The sequence below is a fragment of the Marinobacter sp. C1S70 genome, from assembly GCF_000475355.1.
GTDB lineage: Bacteria > Pseudomonadota > Gammaproteobacteria > Pseudomonadales > Oleiphilaceae > Marinobacter > Marinobacter nauticus.
Genome location: NZ_AXBW01000026.1, coordinates 92963 through 115712 on the forward strand (window position 1 = coordinate 92963; position 22750 = coordinate 115712).

The following is a 22750-nucleotide window of genomic DNA, read 5'->3' on the forward strand; positions in this document are numbered from 1 at the left end:
CAGACCACCCCGGCTCAGATCAGGCTGGTATGATACGCAGGAATGCCAGCAACTTCAGCCCACGCATCCAAGGAATTCCGTTCACCCATGTGCCTAATTGCTTTTGCCATCGGCCAGAACCCCCGCTTTCCCCTGGTGGTTGCTGCCAACCGGGATGAATTCTTCCGCCGTCCCACGGCCGCCATGGACTGGTGGCAGGCCGACAGCGGTCAGCATCTGCTGGCCGGGAGAGACCTGGCTTCTGGCGGCACCTGGCTGGCCATCAGCGCGAACGGTCAGGTTGCCGCTGTCACCAATGTGCGGGAGGGTAGCCCGGAAACCGGTCGCTCCAGCCGCGGCGAGCTGCCCGTTCGTGCCCTGGCTGAACCCGCCAGCGTATTGGGCGCTGCTCTGAACAGCGAACCCGATCGGTACGCCGGATTTAACCTGGTGTCTCTGACAGAACGCGGCGGCTGGTATTACAGCAACCGCGACGCGCACCCGGGGCGCCAACTCTTCCGAGGCAGCTTTGGTCTTAGCAATCATCTTTTACAGACACCCTGGCCGAAACTGCTGCGCCTGAGAAAGGCCTTTGCCACCGTGGTTGAAGCTGCGAGCCACCGTACCGAGGACTTGCACAACCAACTCCTGCCTTTGCTTCAGGACACCAGCCCGGCGCCCGACGCCATGCTTCCCGACACTGGCGTAGGCATTGAGACCGAACGATTTCTATCGTCACCGTTCATTGTCGGCAGTGACTACGGCACACGGGCCACTACCATCGTCACACTGGACGCACAGGGCGAAGCCAGGGTGACAGAACAATCCTGGGGACCCAATGCCCAGCCCCTGGAAAAACGGCAATTCAGCTGGCAGCGATAGCAAACCGACTCTGTTATAATCCGCGCAATTTCCGAAACACCCGACCGGAGGTCGCCCCATGGCCGGCGAGAACACCAGCAGCGCTTCCATAGCCGACTTTGAGAAATCCCTGAACGAACTGGAACAACTGGTTCGTGACCTGGAACAGGGCGAACTGTCCCTGGAACAATCACTGGCGGCTTTCGAGCGCGGCGTCAAGCTGACACGGGAGTGCCAGAGTGCCCTGAAATCCGCCGAACAGCGGGTCGAGCAGCTGGTGCAGAACAGTGACGGCACACTGGAAACCCGGCCTTTCTCAGCAGACGACGAGCAGTGATGGACCATCGCATCCGCCAGGCGGAGGCCTATCTGGACCAGTGCCGCCACCAGGTTGATCGGGAGCTGGACCGCTGCCTTGCCCGCAACGCCACCTCAGAACGGCTCCAGGAAACCATGCGTTACAGCGTTCTGGGCGGCGGCAAACGAGTGCGCCCGGCTCTGTGCATGGCTGCCGCCCGAGCCATGGGCAGCGACGAAAGCACGGCCCTGGCGCCAGCCTGCGCCCTGGAACTGATTCACGCCTATTCCCTGGTCCACGATGACTTACCGGCCATGGACGATGACGATCTCCGCAGGGGCCGACCGACCGCTCACATTGCCTTTGACGAAGCTTCGGCCATTCTGGCCGGAGATGCACTGCAAACACTGGCGTTTGCGTTGCTGTCCGATGCGCCGGCGTTGTCAGATCGACAACGCGTGACCATGATCTCGGAGCTGGCCCGGGCCAGCGGTCATCAAGGCATGGTTGGCGGTCAGGCCATTGATCTGGAATCCGTGGGGCAACAGCTGAGCGTGGCGCAACTGGAAACCATGCACCGGCACAAAACCGGCGCCCTGATCGAAGCCAGTGTTCGCCTGGGCGCACTAACCTCTGAAACCGTGACCGAGTGCCAGTTGAGCAACCTGACGGATTACGCCAGCGCACTGGGGCTCGCGTTTCAGGTGCAGGACGATCTTCTGGATATTGAGGGCGACACCGAGGTCATCGGAAAACGCCAGGGCTCTGATGCCGCCAGGGCAAAACCCACGTATCCGGCATTACTGGGTATCGAGGGAGCTCGCCAGCACCTGGCCCGACTCCTTGATGAAGCTCTGAGCGCACTGGAGAGCTTCGACTCGGAAGCCGACACCCTGAGGGCCATGGCTGACTACGTAGTGGCACGCAGCCACTGAACCATTTCAAGGCCAAGCATCACCATTTTGTAACAACTGGCCCGGGATGTATGAAACCGGGCCGCCTGTTCCCTTATAATGCCAGCCATAGAACCCACATTCCGATAAAGACCCGAGCTGATGCAGGACACATACATTTTCAGGGAAATCCCGTCGCAGCGACCCAATACGCCGTTGCTCGACCGGATAGACGTGCCATCCCAGCTGCGTGAACTGCCAGCTGAGGACTTGCCCCGGCTGGCCAGGGAATTGCGAGCGTTCTTGCTGTGGTCAGTGGGCCAGACCGGTGGTCATTTCGGCGCTGGCCTTGGCGTGCTCGAACTGACGGTGGCCCTGCACTACGTTTTCAATACCCCCGAAGACCGGCTGGTATGGGACGTCGGCCACCAGGCCTATCCCCACAAGATTCTGACCGGTCGCAAGGAACAAATGGGCAGCATTCGCCGTAAAGGAGGCCTGGCCGGCTTCCCGAAACGGGCAGAGAGCGAGTACGACACCTTCGGCGTAGGTCATTCGAGCACATCCATCAGCGCGGCACTGGGCATGGCAATCGCCGCCCGGATGCAGAACACCGGCCGCAAGAGCATTGCCGTTATCGGGGATGGTGCCATGACCGCGGGTATGGCCTTTGAAGCCCTGAATCATGCCGGACACCTTCATGCCGACATGCTGGTGGTGCTGAACGACAACGACATGTCGATTTCACGCAACGTCGGCGGGCTTTCCAACTATTTCGCCAAGCTGCTCTCCAGCCGTACCTACAATCAGGTGCGCGACAGCAGCAAGAAGGTGCTCAAAGGCACTCCTCACCTGATGGCCCTGGCAAAGAAAACCGAAGAGCATTTCAAGGGTATGATTGCGCCCGGCACGCTGTTTGAGGAGCTGGGGTTCAACTATATTGGCCCCATCGACGGCCACGACCTGCCCTTGCTGGTGGAAACCCTGGAGAACATCCGTGAGCTGGAAGGCCCGCAGTTCCTGCACGTGGTCACAACCAAAGGCAAAGGTTTTGCCCCTGCCGAAGCGGACCCGATTGGCTACCATGCCATCAACAAGATTGAACCGGTGCCCGCCAGCAAGCCGGAACCGGTGAAGCCGAAACCGGCCAGCCCTAAATACGCCAACGTCTTCGGGCAGTGGCTATGCGATGCCGCCGAACAGGACAGCCGGGTAGCCGGAATTACCCCCGCCATGTGCGAGGGTTCAGACCTGCTGGCCTTTTCAGAGCGTTTCCCGGATCGCTATTTTGATGTCGCCATTGCCGAGCAGCATGCGGTCACCCTGGCGGCGGGTCTGGCTTGCGATGGTGCCAAGCCGGTCGTGGCCATTTACTCAACATTTCTGCAGCGAGCCTATGACCAGTTGGTACACGATGTCGCCATCCAGAACCTGGACGTCCTGTTTGCCATTGATCGTGCGGGCCTGGTCGGCGAAGACGGCCCCACCCACGCTGGCGCCTTCGACATCAGCTATCTACGCTGCATTCCCAACATGCTGGTGATGACGCCGTCGGACGAAAACGAAACCCGACAGCTACTGCACACCGGCCTTGAATACAGCGGCCCGGCTGCCGTTCGCTACCCCCGGGGAACCGGACCTGGGGCCGAAATCCAGCAGCAACTCACGCCACTGCCCATCGGCAAGGGCCGGCGCGTACGCGACGGTAGCGGTATTGCCATCCTTAATTTCGGCACCCTGTTGGCGCCGGGGCTGGAGGCTGCGGAAGCCCTGGGCGCCACGGTCGCCGACATGCGTTTCGTCAAGCCTCTGGATGAGGCCCTGGTACTGGAACTGGCGGAAACCCACGACCTGCTGGTCACCCTGGAAGAAAACGTTATTGCCGGTGGCGCGGGCAGCGCGGTGACGGAATTCCTGAATGCCCGCCAGGTTTCCATGCCGGTATTACAACTGGGACTGCCGGACGCGTTCGTTGAACACGGTCAGCATAAGGAATTACTGCGGGACTGTGGGCTGGATGCCGAAGGCATTCTTCGCAGCATTGCCACGCGAATGGAGCAGCTCGGATACCCGACAGTGGTGGCGGCTAAATAACTCGGGAACGAAGGCGGATCACAACTGATCCGCCAGAGGCCGATCAGACCGGGTCGTCATCCTGGTGGGTTTCCAGCCAGTGGCCCAGTTTGCTTTGCTTGGTATTCAGGTAGTGCTCGTTGTGCGGATTGCGGCCCACATGCAGAGGCACGCGCTCGGCAATGTTAATGCCGTAGGATTCCAGCGCCTTCACCTTGCGCGGATTGTTGGTCATCAATCGCAGGCTTTTGATGCCCAGGTGCTCAAGCATGTCCTTGCACATGCTGTAATCCCGGAGATCTGCGCCAAAGCCCAGACGCTCATTCGCTTCCACGGTGTCGGCGCCCTGGTCCTGCAGACGGTAGGCCCGGATCTTGTTCAGCAATCCGATACCGCGGCCTTCCTGCCGCAAGTACATCAGAATACCCCGACCCTCCCGGGCGATACTGCGCAACGCTTCTTCCAGCTGGTAACCACAGTCACAACGCATGCTGTACAGGGCATCGCCCGTCAGACACTCCGAGTGGGTCCGTGCCAGCAGTGGTTCTGCGCTATCAATGTCCCCCAACGTCAGCGCCACATGCTCCTTCCCGGTGTCCGGCTCCTCAAAGCCGTGCATATCAAACACACCAAAGGGGGTGGGCAAACGGCAGGTTTCAATGTAACGAACAGCCACTGTGTTTCCTCGTGGTTCGGACAAATTGGGCGGGCATTCTATCATGCGGCTGCTTGCCTGGCGTAGTGTCGACACGGTTCCCCTCCGGATTATGCAGTACCCGAGAGGTTACGGTCGCCGCCAGGCTTCAGATCATTGCTCCCGGGCCTGCCAGTGGCCGGAGCGGCCGCCTTTCTTTTCCAGCAGACGCAGATTATCGATCACCATACCTTTGTCGACCGCCTTACACATATCGTAAATGGTCAGGGCGGCCACACTCGCGGCCGTCAGCGCTTCCATTTCAACACCGGTCTGACCGGCCAGTTTGCACCGGGTCTCGATCGCCACGGAGGCGCCATCATTGCCAGCCCTCAGTTCGACTTTCACGGAGGTCAGGTTAAGCGCATGGCACAGGGGAATCAGGTCGTGGGTTCGTTTCGCAGCCATGATGCCTGCTATCCTGGCCGTCGCCAGCACATCCCCCTTGGGGTGCTCACCTTCCAGGATCATTCTCAGGGTTTCCGGAGCCATCCGGACACAGGCCTCGGCTCTGGCCTCGCGTTCCGTCACCGCTTTGTCGGTGACATCCACCATTCGGGCTTCGCCCTTGTCATCCAGATGGGTCAGTTTTGTCACAGAAAACTCCGATTGATCTGTTGAAGAGGTTACTTTGGCATGGCCCGGGCCTGGTTGGAATCCGTAATCGCCCCGGGCCACAGACGGCTACCACCAGAAACCGATACCAGCCACGCCCTGGCCACCAAGCGCGCGGGCCCGGGACTGGTGCTCAGGTCTGAGACCTCCGATACCGTAAACCGGCACATTTGCCGTTGCGGCCAACGCCTGAAAAGCAGCCCACCCGATTCCGGGCTGCCCCGGATGGCTGGGCGTCTCCAGCACATTGCCCAGGACCACGTAATCCGCCCCCAGGCGCTCTGCATGGCGCAATTGCTCAGCACTATGGCAAGACACACCCAACCAGTAATCGTCGCTGACAGGGCGCTCTGAATGCTTCTGCGCCTCGCGCCAGGGCAGGTGAACGCCCTGGACATCTGGAACAGCCCGACACAGGTCTGCCGCCCCATGCAGAATCAACCCGACGCCCCTTTCCCGGCACCCGCCCAGAGCCGCTGTGGCCAGCTCAAGGTACGCAGCCCCGGAGAGGGTCGGAGCGCGAAGCACCACCAGTGAATCCGGCTGCCCCCGATCGAGAGCGGCGTCGAGTCTGGCCAGGCCTGCCGGCGCATCCTCAATTGTTCCGGTAACCGCCAGCCGATGGGGCAATCGCAGCGCCCTGATGATGGGCCGGTTAGCGGCAGGAAACTCTTCGTCCTTGAGCGCCTCAGGAGCCAGCCAGCTGACCGGCTGACCTTCTTTACCCTCTGGCTCGCCCTGAGCCGAGTAGCTTGACCAGACATCAAGAAACACACACTTGTCGCCGTAGTCGTGACGTATCCCAATCACCGGCTCCAGGCTGTCCTCAGTCAGAACCAGCCCGGTCTCTTCGGCGATTTCCCGACACAATGCCTGCTGGACGGTTTCTCCGGGCTCGACCTTACCACCCGGAAACTCCAGCAAACCGCCCTGATGGGCTGTGTCCGGGCGCCTTGCAATCAGGACACGACCATCGCGAACGATCACGCCCACCGCTACATGAACAGTCTTACGGTTAGCGGAAAAACCCTCGACAGACTCAGGTACGGTATTCGGCATTGATGGTCACGTAATCATGGGAAAAATCACAGGTCCAGACCGTTTCCCGGACATTGCCCCGCTTCAGGTCAATCGCAATGGTGATCTCTTCCTGATCCATCACCGCCTGGCCCCGAGCCTCGGAGTAGTCGTCGGCACGGCCACCGTTGCGCACCAGGCAGACATCGCCCAGGTAAATTTCAAGGGCATTGAGGTCCAGATTCTCCACACCGGCACGACCAACGGCCGCCAGGATACGCCCCCAGTTCGGGTCTGACGCGAACACGGCGGTTTTCACCAGCGGGGAGTGCGCCACGGTATAGGCTACATCAAGCGCTTCTTGCTGGCTGGCTGCGCCGCTGACATCAATGGTGACGAATTTGGTAGCCCCCTCGCCATCCCGGACAATGGCGTGGGCCAGTTCCAGGTACACGTCCTGCAGGGCCGCCCGCAGTTCCGGCAGCAGCGGGCTGTCGGCGGTAATCTCAGGCCCGCCATACTGGCCACTGGCCATCAGCATGCAGGCATCGTTGGTGGAGGTGTCGCCGTCAATGGTAATGCGGTTGAACGACTTCTCGCCGAGCTCAGAAGCCAGCGTTTGCAGTACCTCCGGCGCAAGACGGGCATCGGTAGCGATGAAGCCGAGCATGGTGGCCATGTTGGGGCGAATCATGCCCGCGCCCTTGCTGATTCCGGAAATGGTCACCCGATGGCCATCCAGATCCAGCTGCCGCGACGCGCCTTTAGGGCGGGTATCGGTGGTCATGATGCCGGATGCCGCCTCTGCCCAGCGGTCTTCCCGGGTGTCGGCCAGAGCCTCTGGCAGTGCACTGACAATCTTGGCGACCGGCAATGGCTCTCCAATCACCCCGGTAGAGAACGGCAATACCTGGCTGGCAGAAATGCCTGCCTCTTTCGCCAGCGCCTCGCAACAGGCCGCGGCGTCCACCAGACCCCGTTCGCCGGTACCAGCGTTGGCATTGCCGGTATTGATCAGCAGATAGCGAGGAGCATCCTGGGACAGATGGCGGCGGCTGAGGACCACTGGGGCCGCACAGAACTGGTTGCGGGTAAAAATACCCGCTACGCGGGTTTCGGGCGCCAGCTCAAACACCACGATGTCTTTTCTGCCGGGCTTTTTGATCCCCGCACTGGCTATGCCCAGCTTGATTCCCGCCACCGGGAAGAAATCGGGTAAGGTTCCGGGACCTACCGCCATGCCTGTCTCCTTGATTTTTCCTGATCTTCAAACGACAGAACCCGCAAGCGCCAGCGCACTGGCGAATTGCGGGTTCTGGTTTCCGGCTACTCAGTGGCTGGTCAGCTCACCTTTCCGCAGCATTGCTTGTATTTTTTGCCAGACCCGCAGGGACAAGGCTCGTTACGACCGACCTTGCGCTCCTGGCGGACAAAGGTCTCCGGGGTTGCCTGCTGGCCCTGCTGGCCATCGTCACCCTCGCCTTCTGCCTGGGCGGCACTGGCCTGCTCGTGACGGAGTTTGGCGCGCGCCATTTCCCGCTCCAGCTCTTCCTTGCGTCGACGTTCGATTTCCGCCATTTCCTCCTGGCTCTGAACCCGCACATGGCACAAAACCCGGGTAACGTCACGCTTCATGGTATCGAGCATGGTTTCGAACAGGTTAAACGCCTCGCGCTTGTATTCCTGCTTCGGGTTCTTCTGAGCGTAACCACGCAGATGGATACCCCGGCGCAGGTGATCCATGTTGGACAAATGCTCCTTCCACAGGGTATCCAGCACCTGCAGGAACACCTGCTTCTCAAACTTGCGCATGGCTTCGGAACCGGCCACTTCTTCCTTGGCCTTGTACTCAGCCACAATGGCGTCGAGAATCTTCTGGCGAAGATTGTCTTCATACAGTTTATTGTCGTCTTTCAGCCACTGCTGGATGGGCAGTTCAATCGCCATCTCGGACTGCAACTGAGCCTCCAGCCCCTGCACATCCCACTGTTCGGGCATGCTTTGCGGCGGAATAAACTCACTGACCACCGAATCCACCACGTCTTCGCGGATGGTATCGATCATCTCGGAAATGTCGTTGGACGCCATCACCTCGTTGCGCTGCTCGTAAATGACCGTACGCTGATCGTTGGCCACATCGTCGTATTCAAGCAGCGTTTTACGCATATCGAAGTTGCGGCCTTCGACCTTGCGCTGCGACTTTTCAATGGCATTGGTGACCATCCGGTGCTCGATGGCTTCACCTTTCTTCATGCCCATGGCCTGCATCAGATTCTTCACGCGCTCCGGCGCAAAGATCCGCATCAGGTTGTCCTCCAGCGAGAGGAAGAATCGGGAAGAGCCCGGATCCCCTTGACGACCGGCACGACCCCGGAGCTGGTTATCAATCCGGCGGGACTCGTGGCGCTCGGTACCGATGATGTGCAGGCCACCGGCGTCCAGTACCTGGTTGTGGCGCTCAGTCCACTCCGCCTTCATGCGAGCCACTTCCTCTTCCGAGGGATTATCCAGGGCCGCAACTTCGTACTCCCAGTTGCCACCGAGGACAATATCGGTACCCCGGCCCGCCATATTGGTGGCGATGGTAACCGCACCCGGGCGCCCTGCCTGGGCAATAATCAAGGCTTCCGATTCGTGCTGTTTGGCGTTCAGGATCTTGTGGTCAATGCGCGCCTTCTTCAGCAGCATGGACAGAAGTTCGGAGGCTTCGATGGACGCGGTGCCCACCAGAATAGGCCGCCCTTCTGCGGTCACATCCTTGATTTCGTCGATGATAGCGTGGAATTTCTCTTCCTGGGTCAGGTACACCAGGTCGTTGTAATCAATCCGCTGAATAGGCTTGTTCGGCGGAATAACCACCACGTCCAGGCCGTAGATCTGGCGGAATTCGAATGCTTCGGTATCGGCGGTACCTGTCATACCGGCCAGCTTGTCATAGAGACGGAAATAGTTCTGGAAGGTAGTCGACGCCAGCGTCTGGCTTTCGGCCTGAATCTTGAGCCCTTCTTTTGCTTCAATCGCCTGATGCAGACCTTCGCTCCACCGGCGTCCGGGCATGGTCCGGCCAGTGTGTTCATCTACGATCACCACCTGACCGCCCTGGACAATGTAATCCACGTCTTTCTGGAACAGGTGATGGGCTCGGAGCGCCGAGTGCACATGGTGCAGCAAGCTCAGGTTGGCGGCCGAATACAGGCTTTCACCCTCCTTCAGCAGGCCCTGACCAAGCAGCAGATCTTCAACCTTCTCATGACCGGATTCGGTCAGTTCAACCTGACGGGATTTCTCATCAATGGTGAAGTCACCGGAGGATTCACCTTCCTCGCTCACCTCGCCTTTCTCAAGACTCGGCACCAGAGCATTGACGGCCTGATACAGTTTGGAAGAATCCTCAGCGGCACCGGAAATAATGAGCGGGGTACGGGCCTCGTCGATCAGGATGGAATCGACTTCATCGACAATGGCAAAGTTAAGACCGCGCTGAACCTTGTCCTCAATGCTGAAGGCCATGTTGTCGCGCAGATAGTCGAAACCGAACTCGTTATTGGTGCCATAGGTGATATCGGCCTGATAGGCGGCACGCTTTTCTTCCGGCGGCTGGCCCGACGCCACCACTCCCACCTGCATGCCGAGGAAACGGTAAAGTTTGCCCATCCATTCGGCGTCACGGCGAGCCAGGTAATCGTTCACGGTTACCACGTGCACGCCTTTACCGGGAAGCGCATTCAGGTAGACCGCGGCGGTAGCCACCAGAGTTTTCCCTTCACCGGTCTTCATTTCGGCGATTCGACCTTCATGCAGGGTCATGCCCCCGATGAGCTGGACATCGTAGTGGCGCATGCCCATCACCCGGCGGCTGGCCTCCCGCACTGTGGCAAACACTTCAGGCAGCAGGCTGTCCAGCGCTTCACCTTCATCAAGTCTGCGCCGGAACTCAGCGGTCTTGCCTTGCAACTCGGTGTCAGACAATGCGCCAAACTGCTCCTCAAGTTCATTGATGCGCGTGACAACTTTGCGCATCCTCTTGATTTCTCTGGCGTTCTTACTGCCGAACATCTTGGTTGCAAGCTTTGTGAACATAGACCACTGCTTCTTCAGTTAAACGGAGGAAGCCGGCATTCTAACCTTATTTGGCGACAGGACAAAAGGCGGGGTTCACGGGAATGGAATCAGCGGCTTGCGCGCTGGATGTATTTCACGGGATTTTCGGATTTACCATTGCGGATAACTTCAAAATGCACGTGGGGGCCGGTAGAGCGACCGGTGCTGCCCATCAGTGCAACAACCTGGCTTTTCTGCACCACATCCCCAACCTTTACCTTGATGGCCTTGGCGTGGGCATACCGGGTAACCAGGCCGTCGCCATGGTCGATTTCAACCAGATTTCCGTAGCCATAGCGCTCGTCGGCCCAGGTTACAACACCAGCCGCCACGGCAATAATGTCGCTGCCTTCCTTGCCCGCCAGATCAACACCGGCATGCCAGGTACGTTTTCCGGTAAAAGGATCCGAGCGGTATCCGTATTTGGACGAGAGCCAGCCCCAGGTGATCGGCCGCCCCTGCACATAGAGCTCATCTTCCAGCTTTTTGCGGGAAGCGACTTTATCGAGCAGGCGCAGTTGCTTTTCACGATCGTTGATCTGCTGTTCCAGCTGATTGATCATGTCCGTCAGCTCGGGAGCCGTGTAGGAATCCCCGGGTAGCGCATCTTCTTCGGGGCCACCAACCGCTGCCGGCTTGTCAAAATTGAATTCATCGCTGGCGACCATGCCCGTTTCCACGAATCGCTGGCCGAGCGCATCCAGGCGCAGCAGACGACCCTGGATCTGACCCAGTCGCAGGGTCAGCGCATCAATCTGCTGCTGAACATTCTCACGAACCTGAGCGACTTCGTTCTTCTGATCTTCCAGCTTCTCTTTCCAGCCGGCCACAAGCTCAGACTCGGTCGGCTCCCGGGCTTCAAACTGGCTGACCGCCACCTGGTAGCCAGCCCATCCGGCTGCCGCCAGCGTGGCCAACACCAGAAAGACCAGGCCACACAACAGCGGCCCATTCAGCGGTATTGCCCTGGACTGACCGTGACGTTTGCCTACGAAAATTACGTTCATATCGTCTTTCGGTTTCATTGTTGAGCCGCAACCGTATCCCTGTAGTGCTGCGACCCGGAAATATTCCGAGCGGGTCTGCTATCCTTGGCAACAACTACGTACTGAATAATCGCAGCGCCCGGTAGACTCTCTCACTCGTGACAATGTAAAACGAGAGTAACAATGGCGCTACGCACAAAGCGTGCCGAAGTGTAACCAATCGTAAACAGGCTCGTCGAGAAAAAAGCGACCATGACGGAAAAAAATGATCAAAAAATGATCTTTGGCAAAGGGTCGGCTGGCAACAATACGCTCAAAGAGCTGATGTCCAAAGCCGAACTGCACCTGCAGGCCGAACAACTGGTACTCACGGCCATTCCCGCAGAACTGTCCGAGGGTACCCGATTCGTCAGCTGTCGGGAGGGGGAACTGGTGCTGTCTACTGATAATGCGAGCAAAGCCACGCGACTGCGCTTCCGCCAGCACGAGATCATGTCGGCACTGAGGGAGAATGAACTGTTCCGCTACGTCTGGAAGGTCAGAATCAAGGTCAGCCCACCCAGATTCGCCAGCCGACGCAAACCGGTAAAAGAGCCGCTCAGCAAAGAAAATGCCCGGCTCCTCCAGGAGGAAGCCGGGCACACGAAGGACAAAGCTCTACGCGAGGTTCTCGAAAAACTCGCCAGCCACGTACGGGATTAAGGCTTCCCGCCTTAACCCGCCGCCAGCACAGGTTTCATGTAAGAGATAGGTGCAGTGGCTTCATCATCGAAGGTCACTACTTCCCATGCATCTTCTTCTGCCCTGAGCTTGCGCAGCAGCTTGTTGTTCAGGTCGTGACCTGATTTGATACCACGGAACTCACCAATCAGGCTGTTGCCCAGCAGATAGAGATCGCCGATGGCATCCAGTACCTTGTGCTTGACGAACTCGTCATCGTAGCGGAGACCGTCCTCATTGAGGATCTTGTAGTCGTCCACCACAATCGCATTATCCACGCTGCCACCCAGTGCCAGGTTCATCGCTCGCAACTTTTCGATATCACGCATGAACCCGAAGGTTCTGGCGCGGGACACTTCCTTCACAAAGGAGGTGCTGGAAAAGTCCACGGTCGCTGTCTGGGCACGGCCCTTGAAGACCGGGTGATCAAAATCAATCCCGAAGCTCACCTTGAAGCCTTCGAACGGCAGGAAGGTGGCTTTTTTGTCGCCCTCTTCCACAGTGACTTCGCGCTTGATGCGGATAAAACGCTTGGCCGCTTCCTGCTCGGAGATACCGGCAGACTGAAGCAGGAACACGAACGGCCCGGCAGAGCCATCCATGATCGGCACTTCTGCAGCGCTGAGCTCGACAAAACAGTTGTCGATGCCGAGACCAGCCATGGCGGAGAGCAGATGCTCTACCGTCGCCACACGGACACCGTCTTTTACCAGCGTCGTGGACAGCATGGTCTCACCCACATTCTCCGCACAGGCACGGATTTCGACCATCGGGTCGAGGTCCGTGCGGCGGAAGATGATCCCCGTGTCGACGGGTGCTGGCTTCAGGGTCAGGTATACCTTTTCCCCGGAATGCAGGCCAACACCGGTCGCGCGGATGGTGTTTTTGAGTGTCCGTTGTCTGATCATCGGTTCATTATTCCGTCACAAAAAGTCGATATTCTGAGCAAAAAACTGCCCGGAGAATATCAGAATTCAAGACTGAGTACCATTTAACCAACATGACTTTACTTAACCTTTGCAATAGTCATGAGCTATGGCGCATCAGCTCAACTTAGGCGGAAGCTTATGCTTTCTGATTCACAGTAAAGCCAGCCCTGCCACGGTTGAAACAGATTATCAATCAGCCTGCCGGCGAAGGAATGCGGGAATATCGAGATAGTCCACGCCCTGTTCTTCGCTTTCTTTGCTCTGATCCAGCGCCACATTACCCTGGGCAACCGCACGACGACGCAACACGGCCGGGCGATCCAGCTGGTTGTAATCGGTCTTGCCATCGAGGGTACGGGTGTTGTCCACCACCTTGGTCGGCTTCTCGCGCTCGCCACCCAGGCCAGTCGCCACAACAGTAACCTTGAGCTCGTCGGTCATTTCCGGATCGATCACGGTACCGACCACCACAGTGGCTGAATCGGACGCGAATTCGCGCACAATGTCGCCCACTTCGGAGAACTCGCCCAGATTCAGGTCCATACCAGCGGTGATATTGACCAGAATACCCTTGGCACCCTGCAGGTTGATATCTTCGAGCAGCGGGCTGCGAACCGCGGCTTCTGCGGCTTCACGGGCACGATTCTCGCCGGTGGCGCGACCGGTACCCATCATCGCCATGCCCATCTCGGACATAACCGTTTTCACGTCGGCAAAGTCGACGTTGATCATACCGTTGCGGGTAATCAGGTCAGCAATGCCCTGAACCGCACCCAGCAACACATCATTGGCGGAGGCAAAGGCATCCAGCAGGCTGGTTTTCTTGCCCATGACTGCCAACAGCTTTTCATTGGGAATGGTAATCAGGGAGTCAACGCTCTCTTCCAGTTCTTTCAGACCGGCTTCAGCCACACTCATGCGCTTGCCGCCTTCAAACTGGAACGGCTTGGTAACCACCGCAACCGTCAGGATACCCAGCTCACGGGCAACTTCAGCAACCACGGGGGCTGCTCCGGTACCGGTACCGCCACCCATGCCGGCGGTGATGAACACCATATCGGAGCCGCTCAGAGCTTCAGCAATACGGTCGCGATCTTCCAGTGCAGACTGGCGACCGACTTCCGGATTGGCACCCGCACCCAGGCCCTTGGTGATGTTGCCACCCAGCTGAATAATCTGACGTGCGTCCAGGTCCTTCAGGGCCTGGGCATCTGTGTTGGCGCAGATAAATTCAACGCCTTCCACGTCGCTGTTGAGCATGTGACGAACGGCGTTGCCACCGCCACCGCCAACACCGACGACCTTGATAACTGCGTTCTGCTGAACATTATCAACGAGTTCAAACATTTCCCCTACTCCTTCGTGCTGTGTCCGGCCTTTCCAGGCCGGTTGCTTCAATCGTTGTGTTTTTTTCGAGAGACCTTCGTGTACTGCAACCGGAACACCGTCAGAAATGACCGGTGAACCAGGCTTTCATGCGCTCAACCAGCGAGGGAGCCTCCTCCCCCTTGAGCACCGGCGCCCGGCCAAGATCCATTTGCCGGAAGCCATGGATCAACAATCCGACGCCAGTGGCGTATATCGGGTTGTTGACCACTTCCGTCATACCGGAAACCGCCTGCGGACAGGCCAGTCTTACCGGCATGTGGAAGATTTCTTCAGCCAGCTCCACCACCCCTTCCATGGTGGACGAGCCGCCTGTAATCACGATGCCTGCCGGGATCAGATCCTCGAACCCGGACCGGCGCAACTCAGACTGCACCAGCGTGAACAGCTCCTCATAGCGGGGCTCAACGACCTCCGCCAGAGCCTGACGCGAAAGATCCCGCGGAGCCCGGTCTCCCACGCTGGGAACCTTGATGGTTTCTTCCGCACCCGCCAGTTGGGTCAGGGCGCAGGCGTACTTGATCTTGATTTCCTCGGCATTCTGGGTGGGCGTGCGCAACGCCATGGCAATGTCGTTGGTCACCTGGTCACCGGCGATCGGGATGACGGCGGTATGGCGAATTGCCCCGCCCGTGAACACGGCAATGTCGGTTGTACCACCACCGATATCCACCACACAGACGCCCAATTCCTTTTCATCCTCGGTCAGGATGGCGTGGCTGGAAGCCAGTTGTTCCAGAATGATGTCGTCCACTTCCAGCCCGCAGCGTTTGACACACTTCTCGATGTTCTGGGCCGCATTCACGGCACAGGTCACCAGGTGAACTTTGGCCTCCAGCCGCACACCGGACATCCCCATCGGTTCCTTGATACCTTCCTGGTTATCGATGACGAACTCCTGAGGCAGGATGTGCAGGATTTTCTGGTCCGCCGGAATCGCCACCGCCTGGGCAGCGTCAATCACCCGGTCAATATCCGCCTGGGTGACTTCCCGGTCCCGGATCGCCACGATGCCGTGGGAATTGAGGCTCTTGATGTGGCTGCCAGCAATACCGGCGTACACCGAATGAATGCGACAACCCGCCATCAGTTCGGCCTCTTCAACCGCGCGCTGAATGGCCTGTACCGTGGTTTCAATGTTCACCACAACACCGCGTTTGAGCCCCCGGGACGGGTGTGAACCGATACCGACCACTTCGATGGTTCCATCCATCTTGCGCTTGCCGACTATCGCCACCACCTTGGAGGTTCCAATATCCAGGCCGACAATCATGTTTTCCGTTTCAACCGATGACATGTGTTTCACCAAACCCCAGGTTCGTAGTAATCGTTATCAGGATTTCGGAGCAGCCTGAGCCACGTCCGTCTTCCACTGCACCGCCACCCCGTTCGAGTAGCGGACATCTATCCGGCTGACCTCATCAACCCGCGAGGCCAGACGGTTCTCATAAACGGTGATAAAGCGTTCAAACCGTTGTTCTACCTGATCTCGCCCCAGCACCACTTCGATGCCATTGCTGAGAGTCAGGGTCCAGGCGCCACGTTGCTCCAGCGCCAGTCCGGCAAAACCCAGGCCATATCCCACCAACTGCTCGCTCATGGTCCGGGCCATACCGATCACGTCCCTGACCCGCTCATCCGGCCCAGCCAGACGGGGCAGCTTTCCGGCCACCTCCGGATTCGGTGGCGAGAACAGTTCGCCTGAACGGCTCACCAGTCGACCATCGGTCCAGTAGGCCAGTGGCTTCTTTTCCCGAATATCGATTTCAAGACGGCCTGGCCAGACTCGCTTTATCGCTGCCGACGCCACCCAGGGGCGCCGTTCCAGTTCAGCCTTGATGTCAGCCAGATCGGTGGCGAAATAGCTTTTGCCAATCCAGGCGCCGGCCGCTCGCTCAATAGCCGTCTGGCTGTCGCCAACAAATTCGCCCCGCACATCCACCGCCAGTATCTGCTGATCCATGGCGGTCAGCATCCGGTCCGTTGCCCAGGGCACCATGGCGGCCAGAAGTACCACCGTTGCGCCCAGGCCGACCTGCAACCAGGGTACGGCCGACAGCACAGCTTTCAACACACCAAACCGGTCCCGCTCAGGCCCGACAGAGGTTGCCCCCCGGCGGCGTGGCGGTTCGGGCGGTACCGCCCGGCTCCGGATCAGCAACGTCTCAAGCATCGATGCCCTCCGCCAGCGTGTCCCTGAGAATTCGCACCACCAGTTCTTCAAAACTGATGCCGGCCGCCTTTGCGGCCATCGGCACCAGGCTGTGGTCCGTCATACCGGGAACCGTGTTAACCTCAAGCAACCAGAACTCACCGGCCCGATCCTGCATGATGTCGACCCGTCCCCAGGTGCGACAGCCCAGCACCCGGAAGGCATCCAGGGCCAGATGCTGCAATCTCAATTCGTCATCGGGCGCCAGACCACAGGGAATACGGTACCGGGTATCGTCCGCCAGGTACTTGGCGTCATAGTCGTAAAAGGCGTGATCGGTGCTCAGGCCAATCGCCGGTAACGCTTTGTCCTGTAGCAGGCTGACGGTAAACTCCGGCCCTTCGATCCACTGCTCTACCAGCACCAGATCATCCAGCCGGGCTGCCGCCTCATAGGCTTCAGCCAGCTCTGCCGCGCTGTTCACTTTGCGGATACCGATACTCGAACCTTCGTGGGCCGGTTTCACACTCAGGGGCGTCCCCAGTGCGGCCACAATGCCCTCAGCCTCGCCCACTGACGTCATGGCGCGAAATGCCGGCGTAGGCAGCCCGCAACCCTCGAACACATACTTGGTCCGCAATTTGTCCATGGCCAGTGCCGATGCCAGCACCTCACTGCCGGTATAGGGAATGCCAGCCTGCCCAAGGATCGCCTGCAGGGTGCCGTCCTCACCGCCGCGGCCATGGAGGGCAATAAACACACGATCGAAGTCGGGTTCGTCCACGGTACGCAGCAGGCAGCCCTGAATGTCCCGGCCAACCGCATCGATACCCGCCGACTGCAGCGCGGCCAGCACGGCTTTGCCACTTTTCAGGGATACTTCCCGCTCGGCGGAATCGCCCCCCATGAACACAGCCACGCGCCCCAGCGCCCGAACCAGTTCGGGGTGAGCCTGATACGGCTGAATGTCGTTGTGGGTCAGATCACTCACTTGCCTTGACTCCTGCTGCTGCCAGCCTTGCCGCTACACCACCGATATCGCCAGCCCCCTGGGTGATCAACAGATCGCCATCCTGCAGCACATTGGCCAGCAGACTCTCGATTTCACGATTATCTTCAACAAACACGGGCTCTACCTTGCCCCGCTGCCGGATGCTCCGGCACAGAGCCCGCCCGTCCGCTCCCGGAATCGCCGGCTCACCCGCGGAATACACATCCATCAGCAACAGCCCATCCACTTCGGACAATACCCGCACGAAATCCTCGTAAAGGTCCCGGGTGCGGGTGTATCGGTGTGGCTGATACAGCATCACGATCCGGCGCTGGGGCCAGGCTTCGCGGGCAGCGCGGATGACGGCCTCCACCTCGGTAGGATGGTGGCCGTAGTCGTCCACCAGCGTCGCTGCTGCTTTCGGGGTCCGGTACTCGCCGTACACCTGGAACCGTCGACCAACACCGGCAAATCCGGCCAGCCCGCGGCAGATGGCCTGGTCATCCACCCCTTCATCGGTCGCCACGGCAATCGTTGCCAGGGCGTTCAGGACGTTGTGGCGACCCGGCATTTTCAGTTCCACCTGGAGATCCGGCCGACCACCAGGGCGACGCACCAGGAACCGGGTTTTCAGACCATCGGAGGTAATGTTCTCCGCCCGGTAATCAGCATCAGGATTGTCGATGCCATAAGTGATAATGGCCCGGGATATGCGCGGAATGATTTCCTGAACGTAATCGTCGTCCACGCACATCACCGCAACACCGTAAAACGGCAGGTTGTGCAGGAAGTCCACGAAGGTCTGCTTGAGCTTTTCGACATCCCCACCGTAGGTGTCCATGTGGTCAGCTTCAATGTTGGTGACCACGGAGATAACCGGTGTCAGATGCAGGAACGACGCATCGCTTTCGTCGGCTTCTGCCACCAGGTAACGGGAACCACCCAACTGGGCATTGGTTCCGGCGCTGTTGAGTTTGCCACCGATCACAAAGGTGGGGTCCAGTCCGGCCTCTCCCAACACGGAGGCAATCAGGCTGGTGGTTGTGGTTTTGCCGTGGGTACCGGCCACAGCGATACCATGGCGATAGCGCATGATCTCCGCCAGCATCTCGGCCCGGGGTACAATCGGTACCCGCCGTTCACGGGCAGAGACCACTTCCGGGTTGTCGCCGGCAACGGCCGAAGACACTACCACCACGTCGGCCTGATCGGTGTTTTCGGCGCGATGACCGATGTACACATCGACATCCATTGCCCGCAGGCGCGCAGTAACAGCACTGTCCCGGATATCAGAGCCAGATACGTCATAGCCCTGGTTCTTCAGGACTTCGGCGATACCGCTCATCCCGGCACCACCGATCCCGACAAAATGGATGCGGCGGATTCGGCGCATTTCCGGCACCTGATAGACCAGTGGCGGATTGGTTGCATCAGCCATTGGCGGCCTCCAGACAGTAATTCACGACTCTCTCCGTTGCATCAGGGCGGGCCAGCGAGCGGGCGGCCTTCGCCATGGTCAGAATTCGTTTTCGATCTGTTGCCAGATCCTTCAGGGTTTCCGCCAGCACCTCCGGGGTCAGCCTGGGCTGTGGAACCAGGATGGCCGCCCCGGCTTTCACCATGTGCTGGCCATTACGGGTCTGGTGGTCATCGACCGCGTGGGGGAATGGCACCAAAATCGCGCCAATTCCGGCCGCACAGAGTTCAGACACCGTCAGCGCACCGGCACGACAGATCACTAGATCAGCCCAGCCGTAGGCCTCCGCCATATCGCGGATAAAGGGCTCAACGCTGGCGTTTACTCCAGCTTCTTCGTATGCCGCCTGGGCTGCCTCGAGGTTTTTCTCGCCACACTGGTGCCGCACGTCCGGGCGATCTGCCTCCGGCATCAGTGCCAGCGCCTGCGGCAGTTGCTGATTGAACACCTGGGCTCCCAGACTGCCACCAACAACCAACACCCGGAGCTTGCCGCTACGGCCCGCCAACCGTTGTTCGGGCTCGTCCATCGACGCCACTTCGCCCCGCACCGGATTGCCGGTACAGCGGGTAACCGTCTGGTCACCGAAACTGCCAGGGAACGCTTCCAGCACGGTTTCGGAAAAACGTGTGAGCCAACGATTAGTCATTCCAGCGATGGCGTTCTGTTCATGAATCACCAGCGGCTTGCGCATCAGCCAGGCGGCAATACCACCCGGCCCGGTGACAAAACCGCCCATGCCCACCACGCAGTCGGGGCGGATCCGGCGCAAATGGGTGTAGGCTTCGCCCAAGGCGCGCATTAATCTGAATGGCGCCAGCAACAGCGCCAGCTTGCCTTTACCGCGCAGGCCGGAAATGTGAATGAGCGACAGCGGAATGTCGGTGTCTCCAATCAGACGCTCTTCCATGCCGCCGCTGGCCCCGAGCCAGTGCACCTCGTGTCCCCGTTGCTGCAACGCGCGGGCTGTGGCCAATGCAGGAAACACGTGGCCTCCGGTACCACCGGCCATCATCAGGAAGCGACGGCGAGGTGAATCAGTCATACACCGCTCCTCCTTTGGTCCGGTTGCCCTTTGTTTCCGATGCCACCCTGGCCCTGTCCTGACGCTCCAGCTCTACCCGGGCGATAACCGCGATACCAATGCAGGTAACCATCAGGCTGGAGCCGCCATAACTGACCAGTGGCAGGGTCAAGCCTTTGGTTGGCAACAGCCCTGTACTCACTGCCATGTTGATGCCCGCCTGCAACCCGATCAGTAGCGTGATGCCGTAGCTGAAACAGGCGCCGAACGCCATACCGGCTTTCTCCGCACGCCGGGCAATCACCAGGCCACTGACCACCAGCGCGGCAAACAGGCCCAGCACCACCAGTGCTCCGAGCAGACCGAACTCCTCGGCAATAATCGCGTAGATAAAGTCCGTATGGGCCTCTGGCAGGAAGAACAGTTTCTGCACTGAGTTCCCCAGGCCAACGCCCACCCACTCGCCTCGACCAAAGGCAATCAGTGACTGAGTGAGCTGATAACCACTGTCGAACTGGTCTTTCCAGGGGTCGAGATAGCTGATCACCCGCTTCAATCGGTACGGCTGGGTGACCACCAGAATCGTACCCAGCGCCGCCAGTACGCCAATCAATGGCATGAACCGGCTAAGCCTCACGCCACTGAGAAAAATCATGCCGGCCGCCGCCGTCACCAGCACCACCGTTGCGCCGAAGTCGGGCTGGATAACCAGCAACACCGATGCCACGCCCAGAACTCCGAGGGGTTTCAGGAAGCCTGGCCAGGTATGGAGCAGTTCTTCCCGCCGACGGACCACATAACCGGCCAGGTAGGCGATGAGGCAGAGCTTGGCGACTTCAGACACCTGAACATTGAACAGCCCCATGGGAATCCACCGGGTAGAACCATTAACCGTGCGGCCGAGCGGCGTCAGTACCAGCACCAATACCAGAAGGCCAATCCCCAGCAGCAGCCAGCCACTGCGTTCCCACCAGGAGACCGGCACGTTGACAGCAACAAGAGCCGTGGCACAGCCAAGACCGGCAAACAGGATCTGGCGAATAACGTAGTGGTAACTGTTGCCCAACGTGGCGGCCGCCATGTCCATCGACGCTGACGAAATCATCACTACACCGGTCACCAGCAAGGCCACGGAGGTAATAATCAGCACCGGCAGCGGCTGCAACTCACCCGCCATACCCTGATAATGAGGAACGCTGACGCCTGCCTGCATCACAGCCCCTCCACCAAGGTGCGGAACTGTTCTCCGCGATCGTTGTAATCCCGGAACATGTCAAAACTGGCACAGGCCGGAGACAACAGCACCCTATCGCCTGGTTCAGCCGCCTGGCGGGCAAGGCTGACCGCCTCTTGCAGGGATGTTGCGCGATGCTGTGGCACCGACGCACCGACCGCCCGGGAAATCTTGCCGGCATCCCGGCCAATCAGTACCAACGCGCGACAGCATGCGGCCACCGGCTCCGCGAGCGGCTGGAAATCCGCCCCTTTACCATCTCCGCCAGCGATCAGGATCACCTTGCCTGACTCCGGCACCAGGCTTTCAATGGCCGCGACCGTGGCACCAACATTGGTGCCTTTGGAATCGTTGATGTAATCCACGCCATCCAGGTTGCGGACAGATTCACAGCGATGAGGCAGCCCCCGGAAACGGCGAGCGACCTCCAGCATGGGCTCCATGGCCAGGCCGGCCGCGTATCCCAGGGCCAGGGCTGCCATCACGTTGCTGATGTTATGCCGCCCCATCAACTGGAGTTCACTGGCCAGCAACAGATTTTCCAGGCCCCAGGTAATCCAGGTGCCCTCGTCATCGTCCCGGGTACTGAAGGTCTCCGGATTCACGCGGTTGAAGCCGAAACACAGAAACCTCAGGGTATCCCGAGCCATGGGTGTGCTCAGGGCATCGTCCAGGTTGACGATGGCATTTTTGCAGCCACGGTAGATCCGTTGCTTGGCCTGGAAGTACGCCATCTTGTCCGGGTACCTGTCCATGTGATCGTCACTGACATTCAACACAGTGGCCGCCAGCGCCCCGAGTTCTTCGGTGGTCTCCAGCTGAAAGCTCGACAGCTCCAGTACATAGAGATCCGCACCCTGCTCCAGCAAATCCAGCGCGGGCGTACCGATATTGCCGCCCACCTGCACATTGCGGCCCGCTGCCCGTGCCATTTCCCCAACCAGGGTTGTTACTGTGGTTTTGCCGTTAGAGCCGGTGATGGCGATGATCGGCGCATCGGCCGCATCGGCAAACAGATCGATGTCGCCGCGAATCCGGGCGCCCCGAGCCGCCGCACCGGCAATCGCCGGCTCTGCAATACTGATTCCAGGGCTTACCACCAGCTCATTGAAGCCGGCAAACAGAGCCTCATCGAAGTCGCCCAGATAAACCGGGACGTCCGGCCAACCGGCCTTCAGTTCGTCCAGCCCCGGCGGCTGAAGACGACTATCGGCCACGGCAATCTCACGCCCCTGCCCGGACAGGTAACGCACGCAGGAAAGCCCGGTCTTGCCGAGCCCTACGATTAACGTGCGACGATCCGAAACAATGACACTCATA

The 22750-nt window shown here is 59.4% G+C and carries 19 protein-coding genes and 1 pseudogene; 5 read left to right on the forward strand and 15 right to left on the reverse strand.

Annotated elements, in window-relative coordinates:
- The first annotated feature begins 87 nt into the window (after positions 1-87).
- The 4 genes from Q669_RS08740 to dxs all read left to right on the forward strand — a co-directional run bounded on the left by Q669_RS08740 (position 88) and on the right by dxs (position 4125).
- On the forward strand, positions 88-861 hold the full coding sequence (locus tag Q669_RS08740; protein WP_022991979.1) for an NRDE family protein: 774 nt from the start codon (positions 88-90) through the stop codon (positions 859-861).
- 58 nt (positions 862-919) lie between these two features.
- Positions 920-1177, forward strand: coding sequence for an exodeoxyribonuclease VII small subunit (locus tag Q669_RS08745; RefSeq protein ID WP_011785895.1), 258 nt, complete (start codon positions 920-922; stop codon positions 1175-1177).
- Complete coding sequence (ispA, locus tag Q669_RS08750) at positions 1177-2073, forward strand: (2E,6E)-farnesyl diphosphate synthase (protein ID WP_011785896.1); 897 nt, start codon at positions 1177-1179, stop codon at positions 2071-2073. Before Q669_RS08745 ends, ispA begins: the two co-directional genes overlap by 1 nt.
- Positions 2074-2193: 120 nt before the next feature.
- Positions 2194-4125, forward strand: coding sequence for a 1-deoxy-D-xylulose-5-phosphate synthase (dxs, locus tag Q669_RS08755; RefSeq protein WP_036149266.1), 1932 nt, complete (start codon positions 2194-2196; stop codon positions 4123-4125).
- A 43-nt stretch (positions 4126-4168) separates the two neighbouring features.
- Here the strand turns inward: dxs and ribA are convergent, their stop codons facing one another.
- The 6 genes from ribA to Q669_RS08785 form a co-directional block, all read right to left on the reverse strand.
- Positions 4169-4780: a GTP cyclohydrolase II gene (gene ribA, locus Q669_RS08760; protein ID WP_014420644.1), complete on the reverse strand. Its 612-nt coding sequence runs from the start codon at positions 4778-4780 to the stop codon at positions 4169-4171.
- A 132-nt stretch (positions 4781-4912) separates the two neighbouring features.
- The gene (gene moaC, locus Q669_RS08765; protein WP_031210140.1) at positions 4913-5395 is read right to left on the reverse strand and encodes a cyclic pyranopterin monophosphate synthase MoaC; all 483 of its coding nucleotides are present in this window, start codon (positions 5393-5395) and stop codon (positions 4913-4915) included.
- Between the two features lie 87 nt (positions 5396-5482).
- A complete protein-coding gene (locus Q669_RS08770; RefSeq protein ID WP_022991982.1) occupies positions 5483-6472 on the reverse strand; it encodes a Nudix family hydrolase in 990 nt (329 codons plus the stop codon).
- A complete protein-coding gene (gene argJ / locus Q669_RS08775) occupies positions 6453-7670 on the reverse strand; it encodes a bifunctional glutamate N-acetyltransferase/amino-acid acetyltransferase ArgJ (RefSeq protein WP_022991983.1) in 1218 nt (405 codons plus the stop codon). The genes Q669_RS08770 and argJ overlap by 20 nt, the downstream gene beginning before the upstream one ends.
- Positions 7671-7771: 101 nt before the next feature.
- The gene (gene secA / locus Q669_RS08780) at positions 7772-10510 is read right to left on the reverse strand and encodes a preprotein translocase subunit SecA (protein WP_011785902.1); all 2739 of its coding nucleotides are present in this window, start codon (positions 10508-10510) and stop codon (positions 7772-7774) included.
- A gap of 89 nt (positions 10511-10599) precedes the next feature.
- On the reverse strand, positions 10600-11538 hold the full coding sequence (locus Q669_RS08785) for a M23 family metallopeptidase (RefSeq protein ID WP_227501075.1): 939 nt from the start codon (positions 11536-11538) through the stop codon (positions 10600-10602).
- A 231-nt stretch (positions 11539-11769) separates the two neighbouring features.
- Here Q669_RS08785 and Q669_RS08790 point away from each other — a divergent pair, with 231 nt between their 5' ends.
- Positions 11770-12219 carry a DUF721 domain-containing protein gene (locus Q669_RS08790; protein WP_022991985.1) on the forward strand — a complete coding sequence of 150 codons (450 nt, stop codon included), beginning with the start codon at positions 11770-11772 and terminating at the stop codon, positions 12217-12219.
- An 11-nt stretch (positions 12220-12230) separates the two neighbouring features.
- Here Q669_RS08790 and lpxC read toward each other — a convergent pair whose 3' ends face one another.
- The 9 genes and pseudogenes from lpxC to murD all read right to left on the reverse strand — a co-directional run bounded on the left by lpxC (position 12231) and on the right by murD (position 22749).
- The gene (gene lpxC / locus Q669_RS08795) at positions 12231-13145 is read right to left on the reverse strand and encodes a UDP-3-O-acyl-N-acetylglucosamine deacetylase (RefSeq protein WP_011785905.1); all 915 of its coding nucleotides are present in this window, start codon (positions 13143-13145) and stop codon (positions 12231-12233) included.
- 378 nt (positions 13146-13523) lie between these two features.
- Positions 13524-14513: pseudogene (ftsZ, locus tag Q669_RS08800) on the reverse strand (cell division protein FtsZ); the annotation flags it as partial.
- 100 nt (positions 14514-14613) lie between these two features.
- Positions 14614-15849, reverse strand: a complete 1236-nt coding sequence (gene ftsA / locus Q669_RS08805) for a cell division protein FtsA (protein ID WP_011785907.1) — start codon at positions 15847-15849, stop codon at positions 14614-14616.
- 36 nt (positions 15850-15885) lie between these two features.
- Positions 15886-16725: a cell division protein FtsQ/DivIB gene (locus Q669_RS08810; protein WP_011785908.1), complete on the reverse strand. Its 840-nt coding sequence runs from the start codon at positions 16723-16725 to the stop codon at positions 15886-15888.
- Positions 16718-17695: a D-alanine--D-alanine ligase gene (locus Q669_RS08815; RefSeq protein WP_011785909.1), complete on the reverse strand. Its 978-nt coding sequence runs from the start codon at positions 17693-17695 to the stop codon at positions 16718-16720. The genes Q669_RS08810 and Q669_RS08815 overlap by 8 nt, the downstream gene beginning before the upstream one ends.
- Complete coding sequence (gene murC / locus Q669_RS08820) at positions 17688-19133, reverse strand: UDP-N-acetylmuramate--L-alanine ligase (protein ID WP_011785910.1); 1446 nt, start codon at positions 19131-19133, stop codon at positions 17688-17690. The genes Q669_RS08815 and murC overlap by 8 nt, the downstream gene beginning before the upstream one ends.
- On the reverse strand, positions 19126-20217 hold the full coding sequence (gene murG, locus Q669_RS08825) for an undecaprenyldiphospho-muramoylpentapeptide beta-N-acetylglucosaminyltransferase (RefSeq protein WP_011785911.1): 1092 nt from the start codon (positions 20215-20217) through the stop codon (positions 19126-19128). Before murG ends, murC begins: the two co-directional genes overlap by 8 nt.
- Entirely contained in the window at positions 20210-21409 is a 1200-nt protein-coding gene (gene ftsW, locus Q669_RS08830) for a putative lipid II flippase FtsW (protein WP_011785912.1), read from the reverse strand. The genes murG and ftsW overlap by 8 nt, the downstream gene beginning before the upstream one ends.
- Positions 21409-22749: a UDP-N-acetylmuramoyl-L-alanine--D-glutamate ligase gene (gene murD, locus Q669_RS08835; protein ID WP_011785913.1), complete on the reverse strand. Its 1341-nt coding sequence runs from the start codon at positions 22747-22749 to the stop codon at positions 21409-21411. Before murD ends, ftsW begins: the two co-directional genes overlap by 1 nt.
- Position 22750: the final 1 nt, after the last annotated feature.

Excerpts from the sequence above, each read along its gene's own strand:
- Q669_RS08740 (WP_022991979.1), top strand. The coding sequence starts at position 88 with ATGTGCCTAATTGCTTTTGCCATCGGCCAGAACCCCCGCTTTCCCCTG.
- Q669_RS08745 (WP_011785895.1), top strand. The coding sequence starts at position 920 with ATGGCCGGCGAGAACACCAGCAGCGCTTCCATAGCCGACTTTGAGAAA.
- ispA (WP_011785896.1), top strand. The coding sequence starts at position 1,177 with ATGGACCATCGCATCCGCCAGGCGGAGGCCTATCTGGACCAGTGCCGC.
- dxs (WP_036149266.1), top strand. The coding sequence starts at position 2,194 with ATGCAGGACACATACATTTTCAGGGAAATCCCGTCGCAGCGACCCAAT.
- Q669_RS08770 (WP_022991982.1), bottom strand. The coding sequence starts at position 6,472 with ATGCCGAATACCGTACCTGAGTCTGTCGAGGGTTTTTCCGCTAACCGT.
- argJ (WP_022991983.1), bottom strand. The coding sequence starts at position 7,670 with ATGGCGGTAGGTCCCGGAACCTTACCCGATTTCTTCCCGGTGGCGGGA.
- secA (WP_011785902.1), bottom strand. The coding sequence starts at position 10,510 with ATGTTCACAAAGCTTGCAACCAAGATGTTCGGCAGTAAGAACGCCAGA.
- Q669_RS08785 (WP_227501075.1), bottom strand. The coding sequence starts at position 11,538 with ATGAACGTAATTTTCGTAGGCAAACGTCACGGTCAGTCCAGGGCAATA.
- Q669_RS08790 (WP_022991985.1), top strand. The coding sequence starts at position 11,770 with ATGACGGAAAAAAATGATCAAAAAATGATCTTTGGCAAAGGGTCGGCT.
- lpxC (WP_011785905.1), bottom strand. The coding sequence starts at position 13,145 with ATGATCAGACAACGGACACTCAAAAACACCATCCGCGCGACCGGTGTT.
- ftsA (WP_011785907.1), bottom strand. The coding sequence starts at position 15,849 with ATGTCATCGGTTGAAACGGAAAACATGATTGTCGGCCTGGATATTGGA.
- Q669_RS08810 (WP_011785908.1), bottom strand. The coding sequence starts at position 16,725 with ATGCTTGAGACGTTGCTGATCCGGAGCCGGGCGGTACCGCCCGAACCG.
- murC (WP_011785910.1), bottom strand. The coding sequence starts at position 19,133 with ATGGCTGATGCAACCAATCCGCCACTGGTCTATCAGGTGCCGGAAATG.
- murG (WP_011785911.1), bottom strand. The coding sequence starts at position 20,217 with ATGACTGATTCACCTCGCCGTCGCTTCCTGATGATGGCCGGTGGTACC.
- ftsW (WP_011785912.1), bottom strand. The coding sequence starts at position 21,409 with ATGCAGGCAGGCGTCAGCGTTCCTCATTATCAGGGTATGGCGGGTGAG.
- murD (WP_011785913.1), bottom strand. The coding sequence starts at position 22,749 with ATGAGTGTCATTGTTTCGGATCGTCGCACGTTAATCGTAGGGCTCGGC.